Origin of the sequence: Lactococcus sp. LG1267 (assembly GCF_017309545.1) — a bacterium.
In the GTDB taxonomy this organism is placed as follows: Bacteria; Bacillota; Bacilli; order Lactobacillales; family Streptococcaceae; genus Lactococcus; species Lactococcus petauri.
Map to the genome: position 1 here is coordinate 1018319 of NZ_CP071295.1, position 18008 is coordinate 1036326.

The 18008-nt window shown below is 38.8% G+C and carries 20 protein-coding genes and 1 riboswitch; of the genes, 15 read left to right on the top strand and 5 right to left on the bottom strand.

Going from position 1 to position 18008, the window contains the following annotated elements; all coding sequences use genetic code 11:
- The first annotated feature begins 90 nt into the window (after positions 1-90).
- The 6 genes from fabD to J0J33_RS05085 all read left to right on the top strand — a co-directional run bounded on the left by fabD (position 91) and on the right by J0J33_RS05085 (position 5673).
- Positions 91-1014 carry an ACP S-malonyltransferase gene (gene fabD, locus J0J33_RS05060; RefSeq protein ID WP_019335679.1) on the top strand — a complete coding sequence of 308 codons (924 nt, stop codon included), beginning with the start codon at positions 91-93 and terminating at the stop codon, positions 1012-1014.
- A 78-nt stretch (positions 1015-1092) separates the two neighbouring features.
- On the top strand, positions 1093-1824 hold the full coding sequence (gene fabG, locus J0J33_RS05065; protein WP_019335678.1) for a 3-oxoacyl-[acyl-carrier-protein] reductase: 732 nt from the start codon (positions 1093-1095) through the stop codon (positions 1822-1824).
- A 57-nt stretch (positions 1825-1881) separates the two neighbouring features.
- Positions 1882-3099: a beta-ketoacyl-ACP synthase II gene (fabF, locus tag J0J33_RS05070; RefSeq protein WP_019293792.1), complete on the top strand. Its 1218-nt coding sequence runs from the start codon at positions 1882-1884 to the stop codon at positions 3097-3099.
- A 92-nt stretch (positions 3100-3191) separates the two neighbouring features.
- A complete protein-coding gene (gene accB / locus J0J33_RS05075; RefSeq protein ID WP_019293791.1) occupies positions 3192-3665 on the top strand; it encodes an acetyl-CoA carboxylase biotin carboxyl carrier protein in 474 nt (157 codons plus the stop codon).
- Between the two features lie 13 nt (positions 3666-3678).
- Positions 3679-4113: a 3-hydroxyacyl-ACP dehydratase FabZ gene (gene fabZ, locus J0J33_RS05080; protein WP_004258779.1), complete on the top strand. Its 435-nt coding sequence runs from the start codon at positions 3679-3681 to the stop codon at positions 4111-4113.
- 195 nt (positions 4114-4308) lie between these two features.
- Positions 4309-5673 carry an acetyl-CoA carboxylase biotin carboxylase subunit gene (locus J0J33_RS05085; RefSeq protein ID WP_019293790.1) on the top strand — a complete coding sequence of 455 codons (1365 nt, stop codon included), beginning with the start codon at positions 4309-4311 and terminating at the stop codon, positions 5671-5673.
- A 578-nt stretch (positions 5674-6251) separates the two neighbouring features.
- On the opposite strand, the gene J0J33_RS05090 is transcribed toward J0J33_RS05085, so the two are convergent.
- A complete protein-coding gene (locus tag J0J33_RS05090) occupies positions 6252-7187 on the bottom strand; it encodes a glycosyltransferase family 2 protein (RefSeq protein WP_206888361.1) in 936 nt (311 codons plus the stop codon).
- 313 nt (positions 7188-7500) lie between these two features.
- On the opposite strand from J0J33_RS05090, the gene accD reads away from it, so the two are divergent.
- Together accD and accA are read left to right on the top strand one after the other, a co-directional pair.
- Positions 7501-8367 carry an acetyl-CoA carboxylase, carboxyltransferase subunit beta gene (accD, locus tag J0J33_RS05095; RefSeq protein WP_040086536.1) on the top strand — a complete coding sequence of 289 codons (867 nt, stop codon included), beginning with the start codon at positions 7501-7503 and terminating at the stop codon, positions 8365-8367.
- Positions 8360-9115 (top strand): acetyl-CoA carboxylase carboxyl transferase subunit alpha, encoded by a 756-nt coding sequence (accA, locus tag J0J33_RS05100; protein ID WP_019293787.1) that lies wholly within the window; start codon positions 8360-8362, stop codon positions 9113-9115. The genes accD and accA overlap by 8 nt, the downstream gene beginning before the upstream one ends.
- Before the next feature lie 64 nt (positions 9116-9179).
- Here accA and J0J33_RS05105 read toward each other — a convergent pair whose 3' ends face one another.
- Complete coding sequence (locus tag J0J33_RS05105) at positions 9180-9422, bottom strand: GlsB/YeaQ/YmgE family stress response membrane protein (RefSeq protein WP_017368954.1); 243 nt, start codon at positions 9420-9422, stop codon at positions 9180-9182.
- A 143-nt stretch (positions 9423-9565) separates the two neighbouring features.
- On the opposite strand from J0J33_RS05105, the gene J0J33_RS05110 reads away from it, so the two are divergent.
- Positions 9566-9916: an arsenate reductase family protein gene (locus J0J33_RS05110; RefSeq protein WP_019335674.1), complete on the top strand. Its 351-nt coding sequence runs from the start codon at positions 9566-9568 to the stop codon at positions 9914-9916.
- 30 nt (positions 9917-9946) lie between these two features.
- Here J0J33_RS05110 and J0J33_RS05115 read toward each other — a convergent pair whose 3' ends face one another.
- Positions 9947-10807, bottom strand: coding sequence for an exodeoxyribonuclease III (locus tag J0J33_RS05115; RefSeq protein WP_019335673.1), 861 nt, complete (start codon positions 10805-10807; stop codon positions 9947-9949).
- 229 nt (positions 10808-11036) lie between these two features.
- Between J0J33_RS05115 and metG the strand changes: the two genes are divergently transcribed.
- The gene (gene metG, locus J0J33_RS05120; RefSeq protein ID WP_206888364.1) at positions 11037-13025 is read left to right on the top strand and encodes a methionine--tRNA ligase; all 1989 of its coding nucleotides are present in this window, start codon (positions 11037-11039) and stop codon (positions 13023-13025) included.
- 32 nt (positions 13026-13057) lie between these two features.
- Here the strand turns inward: metG and J0J33_RS05125 are convergent, their stop codons facing one another.
- On the bottom strand, positions 13058-13903 hold the full coding sequence (locus tag J0J33_RS05125) for an SDR family NAD(P)-dependent oxidoreductase (protein ID WP_206888367.1): 846 nt from the start codon (positions 13901-13903) through the stop codon (positions 13058-13060).
- Between the two features lie 142 nt (positions 13904-14045).
- On the opposite strand from J0J33_RS05125, the gene J0J33_RS05130 reads away from it, so the two are divergent.
- The 3 genes from J0J33_RS05130 to J0J33_RS05140 all read left to right on the top strand — a co-directional run bounded on the left by J0J33_RS05130 (position 14046) and on the right by J0J33_RS05140 (position 15672).
- A complete protein-coding gene (locus J0J33_RS05130; protein WP_004258747.1) occupies positions 14046-14285 on the top strand; it encodes a DUF2829 domain-containing protein in 240 nt (79 codons plus the stop codon).
- Positions 14278-14997, top strand: coding sequence for a 3-oxoacyl-ACP reductase (locus J0J33_RS05135; protein WP_019293782.1), 720 nt, complete (start codon positions 14278-14280; stop codon positions 14995-14997). Before J0J33_RS05130 ends, J0J33_RS05135 begins: the two co-directional genes overlap by 8 nt.
- A gap of 63 nt (positions 14998-15060) precedes the next feature.
- Positions 15061-15164: riboswitch (PreQ1 riboswitch) on the top strand.
- Positions 15163-15672, top strand: coding sequence for a QueT transporter family protein (locus tag J0J33_RS05140; RefSeq protein ID WP_019293781.1), 510 nt, complete (start codon positions 15163-15165; stop codon positions 15670-15672). (Overlaps the previous riboswitch by 2 nt.)
- A gap of 54 nt (positions 15673-15726) precedes the next feature.
- On the opposite strand, the gene J0J33_RS05145 is transcribed toward J0J33_RS05140, so the two are convergent.
- On the bottom strand, positions 15727-16512 hold the full coding sequence (locus J0J33_RS05145; RefSeq protein WP_019293780.1) for a Cof-type HAD-IIB family hydrolase: 786 nt from the start codon (positions 16510-16512) through the stop codon (positions 15727-15729).
- Between the two features lie 151 nt (positions 16513-16663).
- Here J0J33_RS05145 and J0J33_RS05150 point away from each other — a divergent pair, with 151 nt between their 5' ends.
- Entirely contained in the window at positions 16664-17446 is a 783-nt protein-coding gene (locus J0J33_RS05150; RefSeq protein WP_206888370.1) for an ankyrin repeat domain-containing protein, read from the top strand.
- Positions 17447-17564: 118 nt separating this feature from the next.
- Positions 17565-17990, top strand: coding sequence for a universal stress protein (locus J0J33_RS05155; RefSeq protein WP_019293778.1), 426 nt, complete (start codon positions 17565-17567; stop codon positions 17988-17990).
- The last annotated feature ends 18 nt before the right edge of the window (positions 17991-18008 follow it).

Consider the following 18008-nt stretch of genomic DNA (forward strand, 5'->3'; position numbering starts at 1 on the left):
ATGGGGTGAAAGCCCCGTTTTTCACTTATAATAAATTTTGAAAATTAGGAAAGTGTCACAAAAATCTAAATTTTGTGAAATCTTAAAAATATGAAAACAGCATTTCTTTTTTCTGGTCAAGGCGCTCAAAAATTGGGTATGGCTAAAGACCTTTATGATGAATTTGACATTGTCAGAGAAACTTTTGATCAAGCAAGTCAAGTCTTGGGTTATAATCTTCGGGAGTTAATCGATAATGATGAAACAAAACTCAACGAGACACAATATACACAACCAGCTATTTTAACAACATCTGTAGCAATCCTTCGTTTGCTTTCAGAACAAGGTATTAAGCCAGATCTTGTGGCTGGACTTTCTTTAGGCGAGTACTCTGCATTGGTAGCCAGTGGTGCACTTGATTTTGCGGAAGCTGTTGCTTTAGTAGCAAAACGTGGTCAATACATGACTGAAGCTGCACCAACAGGATCAGGTAAAATGGTTGCTGTGATGAATACAGAAGCTGCTTTGATCGAAGAAATTTGTGAACAAGCAGCGGAACGTGGAATTGTAAGCCCAGCAAACTATAATACTCCGGCTCAAATTGTTATTGGTGGTCAAGCTGAAGCCGTTGATTACGCCGTTGAACTTCTAAAAGAAGCTGGCGTAAAACGTCTGATTGAGCTGAAAGTATCTGGTCCTTTCCATACAGCCATCTTAAAACCCGCGAGCGAAAAGTTAGCCAAAGAACTTGAACAGGTTAATTTTAATAGCTTTAAGTTGGAGCTGATTTCAAATACGACAGCGAAAGTTATGAAAGACTCAGAAGTAAAAGAACTCCTCACGCGTCAAGTTATGGAGCCAGTACGTTTCTACGAATCCATTGAAACAATGAAAGCACTTGGTGTACAGCGCTTTATTGAAGTTGGACCTGGTAAAGTTCTTTCTGGTTTTATAAAAAAAATCGACAAAGAAGCAAGCTTTACGAATGTTGAAGATCTTACTTCATTCAAGGCTTTGGTGACAGAAGAAGCTTAAACTTATTCAATGAGTAAAAGTTGTCACTGTAGAACTTGGTTTGAGAGCAATTAAAAATCATAAGAACAGGAAAAAATAATGGAAATTAAAAATAAAAATGTCTTTGTGACGGGCTCAACACGTGGTATTGGTAAGGCGATTGCTTTACAGTTTGCTCAAGCTGGGGCAAACGTAGTTATCAATGGACGTTCTGCCATTTCTGAAGAACTTTTGTCAGAGTTCACTTCTTTTGGTGTTAAGGCTGTTGGCGTATCTGGTGATATTTCCCAGTCGGAAGATGCTAAACGTATGGTTGCTGAGGCAGTAGATGCTTTGGGGTCGGTTGATGTTTTGGTTAATAATGCGGGAATAACTCGTGATGGTTTATCATTGAAAATGAGCGAAGAAGATTTCGAAGCTGTTTTAAAAATAAATCTCACAGGTGCCTTCAATATGACACAGGCAGTTCTAAAACCAATGACGCGTGCGAGAGAAGGGGCAATTATTAATATTACTTCTGTTGTCGGTTTAATTGGGAATGCCGGCCAAGCTAATTATGCAGCTTCCAAAGCGGGATTGATTGGTTTGACAAAATCAATTGCACGTGAAGTTGCTGGGCGCAATGTCCGCGTCAACGCTGTTGCTCCTGGCTTTATTGATTCTGACATGACTGAAGTTCTTTCGGATAAAGTCAAGGATACAATGAAGGGTCAAATCCCAATGAAACGATTTGGTCAACCAGAAGAAGTTGCCACAGTTGTGAAATTCCTTGCAGAGCAAGAATACATGACAGGGCAAGTATTGTCTATTGACGGTGGTATGGCAATGTAGCCTTATATCAGATTAGACTAAAAAGAAGTTTGTAACAAACTCCAAAGGAGAAAAAATATGAATCGTGTAGTCATTACAGGTTACGGTGTAACCAGTGCTATCGGTAATACACCAGAAGAATTTTGGAATGGCCTAAAATCTGGTCAAACAGGTATCGGTCCAATTACGCGCTTTGATGCTGAAGCGACAGGAATCAGTGTAGCAGCTGAAGTTAAAGATTTTCCATTTGAGAAGCATTTCGAGAAAAAAGATGCCCGTCGTATGGATACTTTCTCACTTTATGCTGTTTATGCGGCTCTTGAAGCTATGGAAATGTCAGGCATAACTCCAGAGAACACAAATTACGATCGCTTAGGTTGTATCATGGCTTCAGGTATCGGTGGCTTGGAGCAAACACAAAAGAACTCACAAGCACTTCTTAAAGGTCCACGTAAAGTAACACCACTTTATGTACCACTGGCAATTGCCAACATGGCGACAGGTAATGTTGCCTTGCGCACAGGTGCTCGTGGTGTATCGCGTGCTGAAGTAACAGCATGTGCAGCAGGTGCAAATTCTATTGGTTCAGCTTTCCGTGAAATCAAACACGGTTATGCAGATGCTATTATCGCTGGTGGTGCTGAAGCTGCAATTTGTGAACTTGGTATTGCTGGGTTTGCCAACTTGACTGCTTTGACAAAAGAGGCAGATCCTTCAATTGCTTGTCGTCCATTCGATAAAGACCGTTCGGGCTTTGTGATGGGTGAAGGTGCAGGTGTCTTGATTTTGGAAAGTCTTGAACATGCTCAAGCACGTGGTGCAAATATCTTAGCTGAAATTGTTGGTTATGGTAACACAAACGATGCTTACCATATGACAACTCCATCAGGTGTTGGTGCTGAAAATGCGATGAAGCTTGCTTTAGAAGAAGCAGGGATTTCTGGAGCAGATGTTGATTATATCAATGCACATGGTACATCAACACATGCTAATGAAGAGACGGAAGCAAAAGCTATCCACAATGTTATTGGGGATAAAGCTTTGGTTTCATCAACAAAAGCTTTGCACGGGCATGCTCTCGGAGCGACAGGAGCTATTGAAGCAGTAGCAACTGTACAAGCCATTTTAAATCAGTTTGCACCAGTTAACGCTGGAACAAAAGAATTGGACGAAGGCATGACAATTAATGTCGTTCTTGGCCAAGGTCAAGATGCTGAAATCAATTATGCATTGTCACAAGACTTTGGGTTTGGTGGACACAATGCCGTATTGGCCTTTAAAAAATTCACAGATTAGTTTAAAAGAAAGATAAGCACTCTGCTTTCTTTCTCAGAGTCTAAGTGCACTTTAACTTAGATTGTGGAAAAGAAAGCGAGCGGGATATAAAAATGAATATTAATGAAGTAAAAGATTTGATGACACAGTTTGACGGTTCGAGCTTGCGTGAATTTTCTTGGCGCACAGCAGAAGGAGAACTGTCTTTCTCAAAAAACGAAAATAAAATTCTTGCAGCGCCCACAGGAACAGCACTTCCAGAAACAAAAGTAAGTGCACCAATGCCTGTAAGCGAAAGCTCTACAGAACTTGCAGTAGAAACAGAACTTGTAGAAGAAGTTGCTACAGTAGAAGGTGAAGCAGTAACAAGTCCTTTAGTTGGTGTAGCTTACTTGCAACCAGCTCCAGGTAAACCTGAGTTCGTTAGTGTAGGAGATTCAGTTAAAAAAGGTCAAACCTTACTCATCATTGAAGCAATGAAAGTTATGAACGAAATTCCAGCACCTAAAGACGGTGTTATCACTGAAATCATGGTTAATGCTGAAGATGTAGTTGAATTCGGTCAAGAATTAGTACGCATTAAGTAAAGGAGCGGTAAAAATGGCAGAAGTAAATATTGACGTCACAAAAATTATGGAGGCATTGCCTCACCGTTATCCTTTCCTTTTAGTGGATCGTGTTATTGATATCGCGGATGATGAAATTACCGCCATTAAGAATGTGACGATTAACGAGGAATTTTTCCAAGGGCATTTTCCCCAATATCCAGTAATGCCGGGTGTTTTGATTATGGAAGCCTTGGCGCAAGCTGCAGGTGTTTTGGAACTTTCAAAACCTGAAAACAAAGGAAAACTCGTATTTTATGCAGGAATGGACAATGTAAAGTATAAAAAACAAGTTGTACCTGGCGATCAATTGATCTTGCATGCAAAGTTTATCAAGCGTCGTGGTCCAATTGCTGTTGTTGAAGCGGAAGCTAAGGTTGATGGTAAATTAGCTGCAAAAGGCACACTAACTTTTGCTTTAGGAAAATAAAAAAATAATCAATGCCACAGTTAGTCTGTGGCAACTTTTAAAAGTAAGTATACTTTGAAGTTTAAAAGCTTTGAGTTTACTGATCGTGGCTTTTGCCACTATAATCCCAAATAATGCACCGAGCTCAAGGCCTGGTGACACTCTTTTATACCAGAAACAGAGGATAAAAGAGAAATTGGTAGGAGTTATCAATCTATGTTTAATAAAATTTTAATCGCCAATCGTGGTGAAATTGCTGTACGTATTATTCGTGCGGCACGCGAACTCGGTGTCGCTACTGTTGCCGTATATTCAGAAGCTGACCGTGATGCATTACATGTAGCACTGGCAGATGAAGCTATTTGTATTGGCCCAGCCCGTGCAACAGAGTCTTATCTGAATATGAATAATATTCTAGAAGCCGCTGTTGCTACTGGAGCCCAAGCCATTCATCCAGGTTTTGGTTTTTTGAGTGAAAATTCAAAGTTTGCACGTCTTTGTGAAGAAATGAATATCAAATTTATCGGTCCCTCAGCTCAGGTCATGGATATGATGGGAGATAAAATTAACGCGCGTGCAGAAATGGTCAAAGCAGGCGTTCCTGTTACGCCAGGTTCTGAAGGTGAAGTGTATACGAGTGAAGAAGCACTGGATTTAGCCAATAAGATTGGTTATCCTGTCATGCTGAAAGCATCAGCCGGTGGTGGCGGAAAAGGTATCCGTAAAGTCAGCAATGCTGAAGAACTCGTCCCCGCTTTCGAAGCAGCTACCGCTGAAGCCAAAGCAGCTTTTGGCAATGGTGCAATGTTTATCGAACGAATGATTTTCCCTGCACGTCATATTGAGGTCCAAATCTTAGCAGACCAACATGGTAATGTTATTCACTTAGGAGAACGTGATTGTTCCCTCCAACGTAATAACCAGAAAGTTCTTGAAGAAAGCCCATCTGTCGCGATTGGACATACTTTACGCGAACGTATCTGCCAAGCAGCTGTCAAAGCAGCAGCGCATGTGAACTATGAAAACGCAGGAACAATTGAGTTTCTCTTGGACGAAGCTTCAGGCGATTTCTTCTTCATGGAAATGAATACACGTGTACAAGTTGAACATCCCGTAACCGAGTTTGTTTCAGGTGTGGATATTGTTAAGGAACAAATTCGAATTGCAGATGGTCAAGAACTGTCTGTGAAACAAGAAGATATTGAGTTCAAAGGACATGCTATTGAGTGCCGTATCAATGCAGAAAATCCAAAATTTAACTTTGCCCCAAGCCCAGGTAAAATCACCAATCTGTTTCTACCAAGTGGTGGTGTAGGCCTACGTGTGGATTCCGCTATGTATACGGGATATACTATTCCACCTTATTATGATTCAATGATTGCAAAAGTCATCGTTCATGGCGAAAATCGTTTTGAAGCCTTGATGAAAATGCAGCGTGCTTTGATGGAATTCGATGTGGAAGGTTTAACAACCAATATTGACTTCCAGCTGGAATTAATTTCAGATGATAATGTTATTGCCGGGGATTATGATACTAGCTTTTTAGCCAATACATTTTTGCCGGAGTATTTGGAAAAATAAAAGCATGAAGTAACTTGATGAGTAAATCATCAAGTTTTTTTATCCTTGTAAGGTTATGTTGACTGCTAGGGAATACATGTCTCGCAGTTTTAAGGCTCTTGCTATTACCTTGGTGCGATGTTATAATAAGAGTAAATAAAAAGGACTTGCGCTAACAAGTCCCAAGTAGCCGTATTAAGAACGGTAGCCGATTTTTTGTTATAAATAACGTCAACGGGCTAAAGTTGGACGTTATTTTTTATTGTCTTTATCATAAACTTTGAGCACTAATAATGCAAATGCAATCATGAGTGTCAAGGTTTCATAAGTTGACAAGAAAAATTGTCGCCTTTCTGCATTGTGAGGTTATCACCTACAATTTTTCATAAGTATCACCTCCCAGTTGGGCTACCGTCCATAAACTTCTGCTTTCATTATTATATCACACGAAAACCAACTAAAATAGGCCATAAATGGCTTACAATACTCACAAAGAATTAGTAAAATTTGAGAGCAAACTCCTATCCTTCATCAGCAACCCTAATTCCATTTTTCATCGTGAAAATACAAAAAACAGAAAGTTCCCACTTTCTGTTTTTTTATTTATCAATATTATCCTCTTTCACAAAGTAATTTGGACGTTGTTTGGTTTCGAGGAAGACCTTAGAAAGATATTTTCCAATGATACCGAGAGATAAAAGTTGTAATCCACCAAGCATAAGAATAAGAATAATCAGAGTAGGAAAACCTTGTACAATTTCGCCCCAGATGATGGTTTTCAAAGCATAAAAAAGGCTCATACAAAGTGAGATAAGGAAGCTAATAAAACCGATAAAGGTAGCTAGGCTAAGTGGGGCATCTGAAAAGTTAATGATACCGTCAATCGAGTAGTGCAACAAGCCCCAAAAGCTCCAAGAGGTTTTGCCAGCTACCCGCTCGACATTATTGTATTCCAAATAGAAAACATCGTAACCCACCCAAGAAAAGAGACCCTTAGAAAAACGATTGTGTTCAGGGAGCTCGAGGATACTATCAACGACTTGCCGTGTCATCAAGCGATAGTCTCGCGCTCCATCCACCATTTGAGTGCTTGAGATTGTGTTCATAATCTTATAAAAAGCTCGAGCAAAAATTGAACGAATAAAGGGCTCATCTTTCCGTGAAACTCTTCGTGTTCCCACAATATCGTAACCTTCTTGAAGCTTATCATACATCTCGTTGAGCATATTTGGTGGATCTTGAAGGTCAGCGTCCATAACAGTTACAAAATCACCTGAAGCGGCACGAAGACCAGCCAAAAGTGCTGCCTCTTTACCGAAATTTCTCGAAAAGCTAATATATTTAACATTGGAATGCTTTTGACTCAGCGTTTTTATCACATCAAGTGTACGATCAGAAGAACCATCATTAATAAAATAAAAGGTTTTATCAAGTGGTAAGTCTAAAGTTTGGGCATTAACTTCATCAAAAAAGAGTTCAATCGTTTCTTCCTCGTTATAAGCAGGAACGATAATCGATAAAGTTTTATTTTTCATGAAAAACTCCCTTCTTCTTGATGAGAAATATATACATAAACCTTGTATTTTAATAGAATTAAACTCTTCATATTATAACATAGTTTGAAAGAGGTAAAGGAAGTTATGACGAAGTTTCGGCGAAATAAATACGTGTGTGTTCTTATATAATTCCGCCATTTTTGGACACTTATCTAGTTCTTGACGAATTTAATTTTTGCGTGTATAATTATATAATTAGACAATTAAAATAAAAAGAACGTAAGCAGATAAAAATCTGCTTAAAGACGTTCGTTATCAAGATGTAAAAATTTTTGATACAAAGGAGAAATAATTGGCTCTCTTTCAAAAGAAAAAATATATTAAAATTAACCCTAATCGTTCAACTGTTCAGGGAGAAATGACGAAGCCTGAAGTGCCTGACGAGCTTTTTGCTAAATGCCCGGCCTGCAAACACAGTATTTACAGCCAAGACCTTGGCGCAAGTAAAATCTGTCCACATTGTAGCTATAACTTCAGAATTACTGCGCCAGAACGTTTGAAACTTTTAGTTGATTCAGACTCATTTACAGAAATGTTCACTGGAATTGAAAGCAAAAATCCGTTAAACTTTCCGAACTATGCTGAAAAGCTTACGGCGACTAAGGAGAAGACCGGACTGGATGAAGCTGTAATGACTGGTACAGCGATGATTAAAGGCCAAAAAGTGGCTTTAGCAATCATGGATTCAACTTTTATTATGGCTTCTATGGGGACTGTTGTCGGTGAAAAAATCACACGACTTTTTGAAATGGCAACTGCTGAAAAACTTCCAGTGGTTATTTTTACGGCTTCTGGTGGTGCACGGATGCAAGAAGGAATTATGTCTTTGATGCAGATGGCGAAAATCTCAGCAGCTGTCAAGAAACATTCTAATGCAGGTTTGCTCTACATTACAGTCTTAACAGATCCGACAACAGGCGGGGTAACAGCTTCTTTTGCCATGCTTGGCGATATTATCTTGGCTGAGCCACAATCTTTGATTGGTTTTGCGGGACGTCGTGTGATTGAACAGACAGTGCGTCAAACGCTACCTGATGACTTCCAAAAAGCAGAATTTCTGTTGAAACATGGCTTTGTCGATGCGATTGTTAAACGTCAAGAAATGCGTGAGAAATTAGCCTTACTCTTGAAATTTCACGGAGGTGTAAAAAATGTCTGATATAGCAGAAATTATTAACAAAGCACGTGCTAACGATCGCGTTTCAGTACGGGAAATTATTTCAGAAATTTTTACGGACTTTTTTGAACTTCATGGCGATCGTCAGTTTACAGATGACGAAGCCATTGTTGGAGGGATTGCAACTTTTCAAGACAGAGCTGTCACCGTCATTGGTATTCAAAAAGGAAAAAATCTCGAAGAAAATTTAGCAACAAATTTTGGTCAACCTAGTCCTAATGGTTACCGAAAAGCCTTGCGATTAATGAAGCAAGCAGAGAAGTTTAAGCGTCCAATCATTACTTTTGTCAACACTGCCGGGGCTTATCCAGGGATTGAAGCAGAAGAACGTGGGCAGGGTGAAGCGATTGCGCGCAACCTTTTTGAGATGTCCGATTTGAAAGTTCCTGTTTTAACTTTTATCACTGGTGAGGGTGGTTCTGGTGGAGCCTTAGCTTTAGCAGTCGCAAACAAGGTTTATATGTTGGAAAATGCCATGTATTCGGTTCTTTCTCCAGAAGGTTTTGCAACAATCTTGTGGAAAGATGGCTCACGTCGTGATGAAGCAGCCGATTTGATGAAAATAAAAGCTGAAGATCAGCTTGAAATGGGGATCGTTGAGGGTGTTGTTCAAGAAGAAAACCTTATGGAAAACTTGAAAACGATTATTGAAAAAGATCTCAACAGCTTGGTACAACTTTCAGAAGAAGAACTTCAAGAAAGCCGCTACCAACGTTTTAGAAAATATTAATTTTATACAAGCAAGAGATAATTGCTTGTTTTTTTGTTAAAAAAAAAAACGCTCTATGAACGTTTTAATTATCCTTTTTACCAAATAAAGCGGAAGCTACAAGTACGACAATAATTGCACCAACGATTGAAGGGATGAGTGACATTCCAGCCAATTGTGGTCCCCAGTTTCCTAAAAGCTTTTGTCCAACAAATGAGCCTAAAAGACCCGCCACAATATTTGCAATACAGCCCATACTTGAGCCTTTTGATGTGATTGCTCCAGCAGCCATACCAATGAGAGCACCAACTATAAGTGACCAAATCATAAAATAATCTCCTTAATTTATATTCTTATCTTATTTTAACATAATCTTTATTTTCTTTAAAATTGCATCCCCCTGTAAAAGTAATAAAAACGAGCAGCTTTGCCCTAGTTTTTGTTAAAATAGAGAACAAGGGAGGATGACAAATGTACGACTTTTATGAATATCCTAAATGTTCAACTTGCCGTAAGGCAAAGGCGACTTTGGATAATCTAGATATTGATTATAATGCTATCGATATTAAGCTAACCCCACCAACAGCTGAGCAATTTGAAAAATGGTTTGCAGAGGTTCCTGTTAAAAAGTTTTTCAACACCAGTGGCTTGGTTTATCGTGAGATGGGCTTAAAAGACAAGTTAGCAGACTTGAGCGAGCACGAAGCAGCGGAACTCTTAGCTTCCAATGGGATGTTGGTTAAGCGCCCACTGATTGTTAAAGATGATAAAATTATTTTGATAGGTTTTAAAGAAGAAGCGTATCAAGAGCTTGCACATTAAGAAAGAAAAGCACGACAAAAGTCGTGCTTTTTAGATATTGATTTCTAAAACGATGGGAACATGATCTTGACGAGCACCTGAATCTAAAGGTTCTGCGCGTGTAATCTGCTCGGCAATGCGGTCAGAAACCAGCCAATAATCGATTCTCCAGCCAGAATTATTGATTTTAGCTGTACGAGAGCGTTGAGCAAACCATGTGTAGATACTACGTTCTGGCGCATAGTAACTTTCTACATTGCCATGAATTTTACGGAAGCTGTCTGTAAATCCAGCATCTAATAAAAGTCCAAACTTTTCACGTTCTTGATCAGTAAATCCGGCAGAATTACGGTTTCCTTTAGGATTGGCAAGGTCGATTTCTGTGTAAGCAGCATTAAAATCACCACATGCTAAGACAGGTTTTTGGAGGTCAAGCATTTGTAAGTAGGCGCGATATTGATCATCCCATTGTCCACGTAAGTCCAAACGGTTAAGACCATCACCCGCATTTGGTGTGTAAACTGTTGTGATGAAAAACTCGGGGAATTCTAAGGTGATGATACGACCTTCGCTATCCATGGGCTCTGGCGCTCCAATCTCAGGCATGGTGATGATTGGTTCAGGCAAACTTTTCTTATAAAGAAACATCGTTCCCGAGTAACCTTTACGTGCAGGTGGTGTACTGATACGGTGAACAATTTCATATTCTGGGAAATGGCTGGCTAAAACATCAAATACTTTGTTTGTTTTTTTGAGGTCACCATTGAGCTTTGTTTCTTGAATAGCGATAACATCGGCTTCAGATGTGGCAAGTTGGTCAACCACAGCCATTGATAGAGCTGCACGATCACTCGTACCGGTCAATGCTGCGTTTAACGAATCAATATTCCATGAGATAAATTTGTAAGTCATAATAAAATCCTTTTGTCTTTATTAGGTTAATTATAACATACCTTATCGGTTGGCAAATAACACGGGAAACTGAGAGTAAATTTATTTTAGCGAAAAATCAGTAAAACTTATTTAGAATAAGATTTACTTGAAAAGGATATGCTATAATAGAAACAAGGCTTTTTTCAATCTACAATTGGAAAAATACTAATCAAGTGGCTTTCATTAGGGCACGAATTAGGAGAAAAAAATGACTGAAAACAAAAACTTTTATATCACAACGCCGATTTATTATCCCTCAGGGAAATTACATCTCGGTTCAAGCTACACAACGATTGCTTGTGATGTTCTCGCACGTTACAAACGTTTGATGGGCTTTGATACGTTTTATTTAACAGGCCTTGATGAACACGGCATGAAAATTCAACGTAAGGCTGAAGAGTTGGGAATGACACCTAAAGAATATTTGGACCCAATGGCGGAAGATGTTAAAGAACTGTGGAAAATGCTGGATATTTCTTATGACAAATTTATCCGTACTACAGATAAATATCATGAAGAAGCCGTTCAAAAGGCATTTGAACAACTTCTAGCACAAGACGATATCTACTTGGATAAATATTCGGGTTGGTATTCTGTTTCTGATGAAGAGTTCTTTACGGAGACACAGTTGGAAGAAGTTTACCATGATGCAGATGGTAAAGTCATTGGTGGTAAAGCACCATCAGGGCACGAAGTAGAATGGATCGAAGAAGAGTCATATTTCTTCCGTATGAGCAAGTATGCGGACTGGCTCTTAAGTTATTATGAATCACATCCAGATTTTATCCAACCTGAGATTCGCAAAAATGAGATGATCAACAATTTCATTAAACCGGGCTTGGAAGACTTGGCTGTGAGTCGTACGACCTTCACTTGGGGGATTCCTGTAAAATCCAATCCGAAACACGTGGTTTATGTTTGGCTTGATGCCTTGCTTAACTATGTAACTGCTTTAGGTTATGGTTCAGATGATACCAGCAAACTGGATAAATTCTGGCCCGGTGTGAATATGGTCGGAAAAGAAATCGTACGTTTCCACACTATTTACTGGCCAATCATGCTTCATGCTTTAGGTATGCAACCACCAAAACAAGTCTTTGGTCATGGATGGTTGGTGATGAAAGACGGTAAAATGTCAAAATCTAAAGGAAATGTCGTTTATCCTGATATGTTGGTGAATCGCTATGGTTTAGACACAGTGCGTTATTATCTCATGCGCGCATTACCTTTTGGTTCTGATGGTGTCTTTTCACCAGAAGACTTTATTGACCGTATCAACTATGATTTGGCAAATGATCTTGGAAACTTACTCAATCGTACAGTTGCTATGGTCAACAAATATAATGGTGGTGTTTTGGTTAAGAATGACGCAACAACAGAATTTGATGCTGCCTTGGAAACAGTCCTTGCTGAAACTTTGGAAAAATTCCACACAGCTATGGATAAGTTTGAATTCAATGTTGCTTTAAATGAAGTTTGGGTTCTTATCTCACGTACAAACAAATATATCGATGAAACAGCGCCTTGGGTCCTTGCGAAATCTGAAGATGACAAAGATAAACTTAATAATGTGCTTTATCATTTAGCAGAAAATCTTCGTATTGTTGCGGCACTCTTGCAACCTTTCATGCGTGCAACAAGCAAGAAGATTTTTGGTCAATTAGGTTTAACTGAAGAAGAGTTCTCTTTAGAAGATTTAGCTTTTGGTTACGAATTTACGCATAAAGTTGTAGAAAAAGGTGAACCTGTCTTCCCTCGTTTGGATAAGGAAGAAGAAGTAGAATACATCAAGTTACAAATGGCTGGTGGAAAACTTCCTGAAAAAGAATGGGTGCCAGAGGATGTTAAACTCAATCTTACTTTACCAGAAATTAAGTTTGATGATTTTGAAAAGATTGAGTTGAAAGTCGCTGAAGTTCTGGAAGTCAGCCGTGTTGAAGGTTCAGATCGTTTGCTTCGCTTTAAGTTAGATGCAGGTGATGAAGAACCACGTCAAATCTTGTCAGGAATTGCCGAATTTTATCCTAACGAACAAGACTTTGTCGGTAAAAAATTACAAATCGTGGCGAATTTAAAACCACGTAAAATGATGAAGAAATATGTCAGTCAAGGGATGATTCTCTCTGCTGAATTTGATGGTAAGTTGCGTGTGCTTGAAGCGCCTGCTGACGTACCTGCCGGATCATTAATCGGGTAATAAAAATAGAGAGCAAGAAGTGCTCTCTATTTTTATTTTTTACGCTTGCCCATTTGTTTCAATCCGAGATTAAAAAATTTAATATAAAGTTTAGGATGCGCACGCGCTGTATGTACCATCATACGGTCCAAAAAGGAGTTGTAATAACGAGCTTGAGCTTTCTTATCTGTTGATGCTTTATAAAAAACTTGTGCCAAATCCGCAGAAGTCGCTGAACTCCCAAAGTTACCACTGAGTGCTGCGCGTACAGTTTGAACTAAAGGCTGGTAAGGACTATCTGGATGAAGATTTTTTTCGGCATTTTCCATAGCGATGGTACTCCAGTTGGAAGCAGTACCGCCTGGTTGTACAACGATTGATCGAATGCCAAAAGCTTTAACTTCCGTATCAAGAACATCAGACCATTGTTGCATTGCAGCTTTTGTCGCATGATAAAAAGCACCTAGCGGCATGTAGACATCACCACCGATACTTGAAATGTTAACGATTCGTCCAAAGTGTTGTTGACGCATGATGGGAAGGACCAGTTGTGTCAATTCTACAGCTCCAAAGAAATTTGTCTCAAATTGTTTGCGAACATTTTCCATGGGAATTTCTTCAGCGGGACCATACTCACCGTAGCCGGCATTATTGATTAACACATCAATTCGTCCTGCATGATTAATGATATGTTGGATAAAGTTTTGGTTACTTTTGCTGTCTGTAACATCAAGTTTTAGTGGGATAATTCCCTCATCAGTGGGGATTTTTTCAACACGACGTGCGCCAGCATAAACCTGCCAACCGCGTTGAGCAAAAGTTTTGGCAGCTTCATAACCCATGCCGTTTGATGCACCGGTGATGATAACAATTTTTTGATTATTTTCTGTATTTTTCATAGCTTCATTCTAGTTGAAGCAAATCATCTTGTCAAGCTGAAACAAAAAATGACAAAATAAAGCACAAAATGTTAAAATTAAAACACTAATTAAAACACTACTAATATAAGAAGAGTGATGCAGTTTCAGAAAGGAATTAAAGATGACATTTGAAGAAATTCTTCCAGAACTTAAAGCTGGGAAAAAAATAGTACGCACAGGCTGGGGAGGCGCAGAAAACTATGTTGCCTTATATGACAGTATTACACTTGATAACGGTGAAAAACTGCAAGTTACACCTTACTTTCTGATTAATGTCACAGGAGAAGGTGAAGGTTTTAGCATGTGGGCGCCTACACCTTGTGACGTATTGGCGACAGACTGGATTTTAGTGAATGACTAATCAAAAATTTAAAGGGAAAAAGGTTCTAGTAACAGGAGCAGCCAGCGGAATTGGTCAAGCCCAAGCGCAGGCTTTTATACAAGCAGGTGCAGAAGTTATTGGCGTGGACTTACAAGAATTCACTGCAGATTTTAGGACTATCGTCTGTGATGTTTCCTCTCCTGAAAAGGTAGCACAATTAGCCGCACAGGTAGGTGAAATTGATATCTTGCTCAATACAGCAGGTCAGCTCGATGACTATCGGACGATGGAAGATACGGACTTTTCACTTTGGAAAAAAATCCTAGCAACTAATCTTGACAGTATGTTTCTCGTGACCTCTGCCTTTTTGCCTCAAATGAAAAAGCAAAAGTCTGGTGTAATCATCAATATGGCTTCAGTTGCTGGTCTAGTTGCCGGTGGTGGAGGTATTGCCTATACTGCAAGTAAGCATGCTATTGTTGGTTTTACAAAGCAACTTGCCTTAGATGAAGCGCAGCATGGTATCCAAGTTGCCGGTATTGCTCCTGGCGCCATCGATACACCGATGAACGCTAAGGACTTTACTGAAAACAATGGAGAAATGGCAAAATGGGTAGCAAAAGAAACTCCTGCAAAACGCTGGGCAAAACCTCAAGAAGTTGCAGATTTGACCCTATTTCTAGCCAGTCCAGAAAGTTCCTATTTGACGGGGGCAGTGGTTCCTATCGATGGCGGCTGGACAATCAAATAAAAACTCAGTCTTTAAGGCTGAGCTTTTTTATACCTCAGAGAAGTCTTTTCATTTTTCAAGAAAATTGATATAATATAAAAGTTGCAAATTATCAGCAATCCTCAGGACTTTTAACCTTTGCCTGAGCATATTATAGGCGGTATTCAGCCGCTAAAGGAGAAAAAATTGAAAAAATCTACTGTTTACGACATGGTGACGATTGCCATTGTTGCTGCTCTTTACGTTGTCCTTACGATGACACCACCACTCAATGCTATTTCTTATGGTCCTATGCAATTTAGGATTTCAGAAATGCTCAACTTTACAGCTTTCTTTAATAAAAAATATATTATTGCTGTGACTATTGGATGTATGATTTCAAATTTCCTCAGCTTTACTTGGGTTGATGTTATCGTGGGTGGTCTGTCAACGCTTATCTTCTTGACTTTAGGAGTGCTACTTTTTGAACGCTATATGAAACAGTACTTTTTCAATGGTCAGCTCAATAAAGCCTTTTTCTACTTTGCAATATTTTTCTCAATCAGTATGGTAACTATCGCTTTGGAAATGCATTTTCTTTTCGGAATGCCTTTCTTCTGGACCTGGTTTACATTAGCTGTGGGTGAATTTGCAAGTTTGCTTATTGGTGCAATTATTATGGATAAACTGGGCAAGCGGATTGATTTGACCAGATAAAATAAGAGAATAAAAAAAGCAGTGTGTCTAGAGGACGCTCTGCTTTTTGGGTGTCTAAATAAAGTTCCAATGTTTAAAGGCATTCACAATACCTTTTTCTGTATTTTTACTGCTTATAAAATCAGCGATTTCTTTGAGTTCAGGTACCGCGTTACCCATAGCTGTACCATGGTCTGCAGCAGCTAAAAGATGGAGATCATTTCGTCCATCACCGAAAGCATAGGTTTCCCCCTTAAAGTTGAGGACGTCCTTCACATGTGTAATCCCAGTACCTTTATTGGTCGAGATGTTTGTAATATCGATAGAAGTAGGAGCATTCATAAAGAAATTAAGTTCGGGCATCTGTGCTTTGTAATAATCCACTTGTGACAGTTTATCAGTCAATAATAAGAGCATATTGACTTCTTCTGATTTGTAACCTTCGGGGTCAATCTCGGGAAGTGGCATATGTGTATAAGCATAAGCTTGACGGACAAAATCCGTATGACGATCTACCCAATAGCCCTCTTTGCCATAAAAGGCAAGTGCTTCGTCTTGCTCGATAGCTAACGTGTGTAATTTTTCGATGTTTTCAATTGAAATAGGATCTTTATATATCGTTTGGCCATCTAAAACGATATATTGTCCATTCATAGCAACAGCACCGGTGATGCCAGTGGCTGCCATAATATTGTCAAGCTCAAAATGTCCACGTCCTGTGGCAATAAAGGGAAGGACACCATTACGGCGAATTTCATGGATAGCATCGATGACATCAGGGTCTAGCTGACTCTGTCCGTTAAGTAAAGTTCCGTCAAGGTCAAAAAAGGCTAAAGCCTTGTAAGCGTTTATATTTTCCATAAGTTCATTGTATCACAATAGTTTATTTTATTGTTAATAATCTTCTTTTAGTATTATCTATCCTGGATTATTTCAAAACCACTCTAAAAGTTATAAGTCAGAATTTTTTAAATAATATACGATAAATGTTAAGATGAACTTATAGCATAGAATGAAACGAGAGGATGTGGTTGTTTTGAGGAAATATTTGATTCTCTCTGGACTAGCCTTTGTTCTTTTAGTAGGCTGTTCCAAACAAGATAATCAAAGTTCTCATGAAGGCGAAGTTAAACAAAGCACTACGATTTCGACTTCACAAAAGGCAGCATCCACCAACGAAAAGGCAACTTCGAAAAAAGAGGAGGTCAAACCGATGAAAGTTTTAGAGGCTGTAACAGAAAAGAAGAGCTTATCTGAAATTGAAAAAAGTATCAAAGCTAATCAGTCAGATATTAATGAGAGAAATGCACAAGGAGAATCACCTTTACTTATCGTGACTCATGAAAATAATATTGCCCTAGCTCAGCTATTGATAGATAATGGGGCAGATGTTAATTCACAAGATCACATTCAAGATTCGCCTTACCTTTACGCAGCGGCTCAAGGTAAAACCGAAATCCTGCGATATATTTTGCAACACAGTAAACCTAACCAAAAAGTTTATAACCGCTTTGGAGGAAATGCTTTGATTCCAGCAGCTGAAAAAGGACATTTGGAAAATGTAAAAATGTTACTGGAAGACGGTCAAGTGGATATTGATCATCAAAATAATTATGGATATACAGCATTGATTGAAGCAGTGGCATTGAGAGATGGTTCAGCACACTATCAAGAAATCGTGAAGACCCTCTTGCAATATAAAGCAAACACTGAATTACGTGATAACAATAATTTAACGGCCTTAGATTATGCCAAACACCTCGGATATTCAGGTATGATTAACTTATTAAGTTAAATAACATGGATATAAACCAATTCAATGAGAAAAAAGTGATAAAAAATAAAAATTTTAAACTTTTTATTGGACTTTGATATGAAAATATCTTATAATAAAGAAAAAGGAGGCGTTTACAATGAGAGAAAATTACAAAAATATTTTAGTCGCAGTAGATGGATCTGATCAAGCAAATCAAGCTATCCAAGAAGCTATTGAGATTTCTAAAAGAAACCAAGCATCTTTATTTGTAGTACATGCTAAAGACGTTGCGCAGCTGTATGGCACAGCTTACATCATGCCAGCTGTTTTGGAAGAAGCGGAAAAACAATCAACAGAAATTCTTGATGAAGCAGGAAAACTTATTGGTGACAAAGTTGAGTACAAAGCTTTTCAAGTGAGTGGTTCTCCTAAAAAAGAAATCGTTGATTTTGCTGAGGAAAATGATATTGACTTGATTGTTATGGGTTCAACAGGTAAAGGTGCTATTGACCGTGTACTTGTGGGATCAACTGCAAGTTATGTTGTTAACCATGCACCATGTAATGTTATGGTTGTAAAATAATGAAGCAAGATAAAAGTC

Coding starts and splice junctions, on each gene's coding strand:
- fabD (WP_019335679.1), top strand. CDS start 91: ATGAAAACAGCATTTCTTTTTTCTGGTCAAGGCGCTCAAAAATTGGGT.
- fabG (WP_019335678.1), top strand. CDS start 1,093: ATGGAAATTAAAAATAAAAATGTCTTTGTGACGGGCTCAACACGTGGT.
- fabF (WP_019293792.1), top strand. CDS start 1,882: ATGAATCGTGTAGTCATTACAGGTTACGGTGTAACCAGTGCTATCGGT.
- accB (WP_019293791.1), top strand. CDS start 3,192: ATGAATATTAATGAAGTAAAAGATTTGATGACACAGTTTGACGGTTCG.
- fabZ (WP_004258779.1), top strand. CDS start 3,679: ATGGCAGAAGTAAATATTGACGTCACAAAAATTATGGAGGCATTGCCT.
- J0J33_RS05085 (WP_019293790.1), top strand. CDS start 4,309: ATGTTTAATAAAATTTTAATCGCCAATCGTGGTGAAATTGCTGTACGT.
- J0J33_RS05090 (WP_206888361.1), bottom strand. CDS start 7,187: ATGAAAAATAAAACTTTATCGATTATCGTTCCTGCTTATAACGAGGAA.
- accA (WP_019293787.1), top strand. CDS start 8,360: ATGTCTGATATAGCAGAAATTATTAACAAAGCACGTGCTAACGATCGC.
- J0J33_RS05105 (WP_017368954.1), bottom strand. CDS start 9,422: ATGATTTGGTCACTTATAGTTGGTGCTCTCATTGGTATGGCTGCTGGA.
- J0J33_RS05110 (WP_019335674.1), top strand. CDS start 9,566: ATGTACGACTTTTATGAATATCCTAAATGTTCAACTTGCCGTAAGGCA.
- J0J33_RS05115 (WP_019335673.1), bottom strand. CDS start 10,807: ATGACTTACAAATTTATCTCATGGAATATTGATTCGTTAAACGCAGCA.
- metG (WP_206888364.1), top strand. CDS start 11,037: ATGACTGAAAACAAAAACTTTTATATCACAACGCCGATTTATTATCCC.
- J0J33_RS05125 (WP_206888367.1), bottom strand. CDS start 13,903: ATGAAAAATACAGAAAATAATCAAAAAATTGTTATCATCACCGGTGCA.
- J0J33_RS05130 (WP_004258747.1), top strand. CDS start 14,046: ATGACATTTGAAGAAATTCTTCCAGAACTTAAAGCTGGGAAAAAAATA.
- J0J33_RS05135 (WP_019293782.1), top strand. CDS start 14,278: ATGACTAATCAAAAATTTAAAGGGAAAAAGGTTCTAGTAACAGGAGCA.
- J0J33_RS05145 (WP_019293780.1), bottom strand. CDS start 16,512: ATGGAAAATATAAACGCTTACAAGGCTTTAGCCTTTTTTGACCTTGAC.
- J0J33_RS05150 (WP_206888370.1), top strand. CDS start 16,664: ATGAAACGAGAGGATGTGGTTGTTTTGAGGAAATATTTGATTCTCTCT.
- J0J33_RS05155 (WP_019293778.1), top strand. CDS start 17,565: ATGAGAGAAAATTACAAAAATATTTTAGTCGCAGTAGATGGATCTGAT.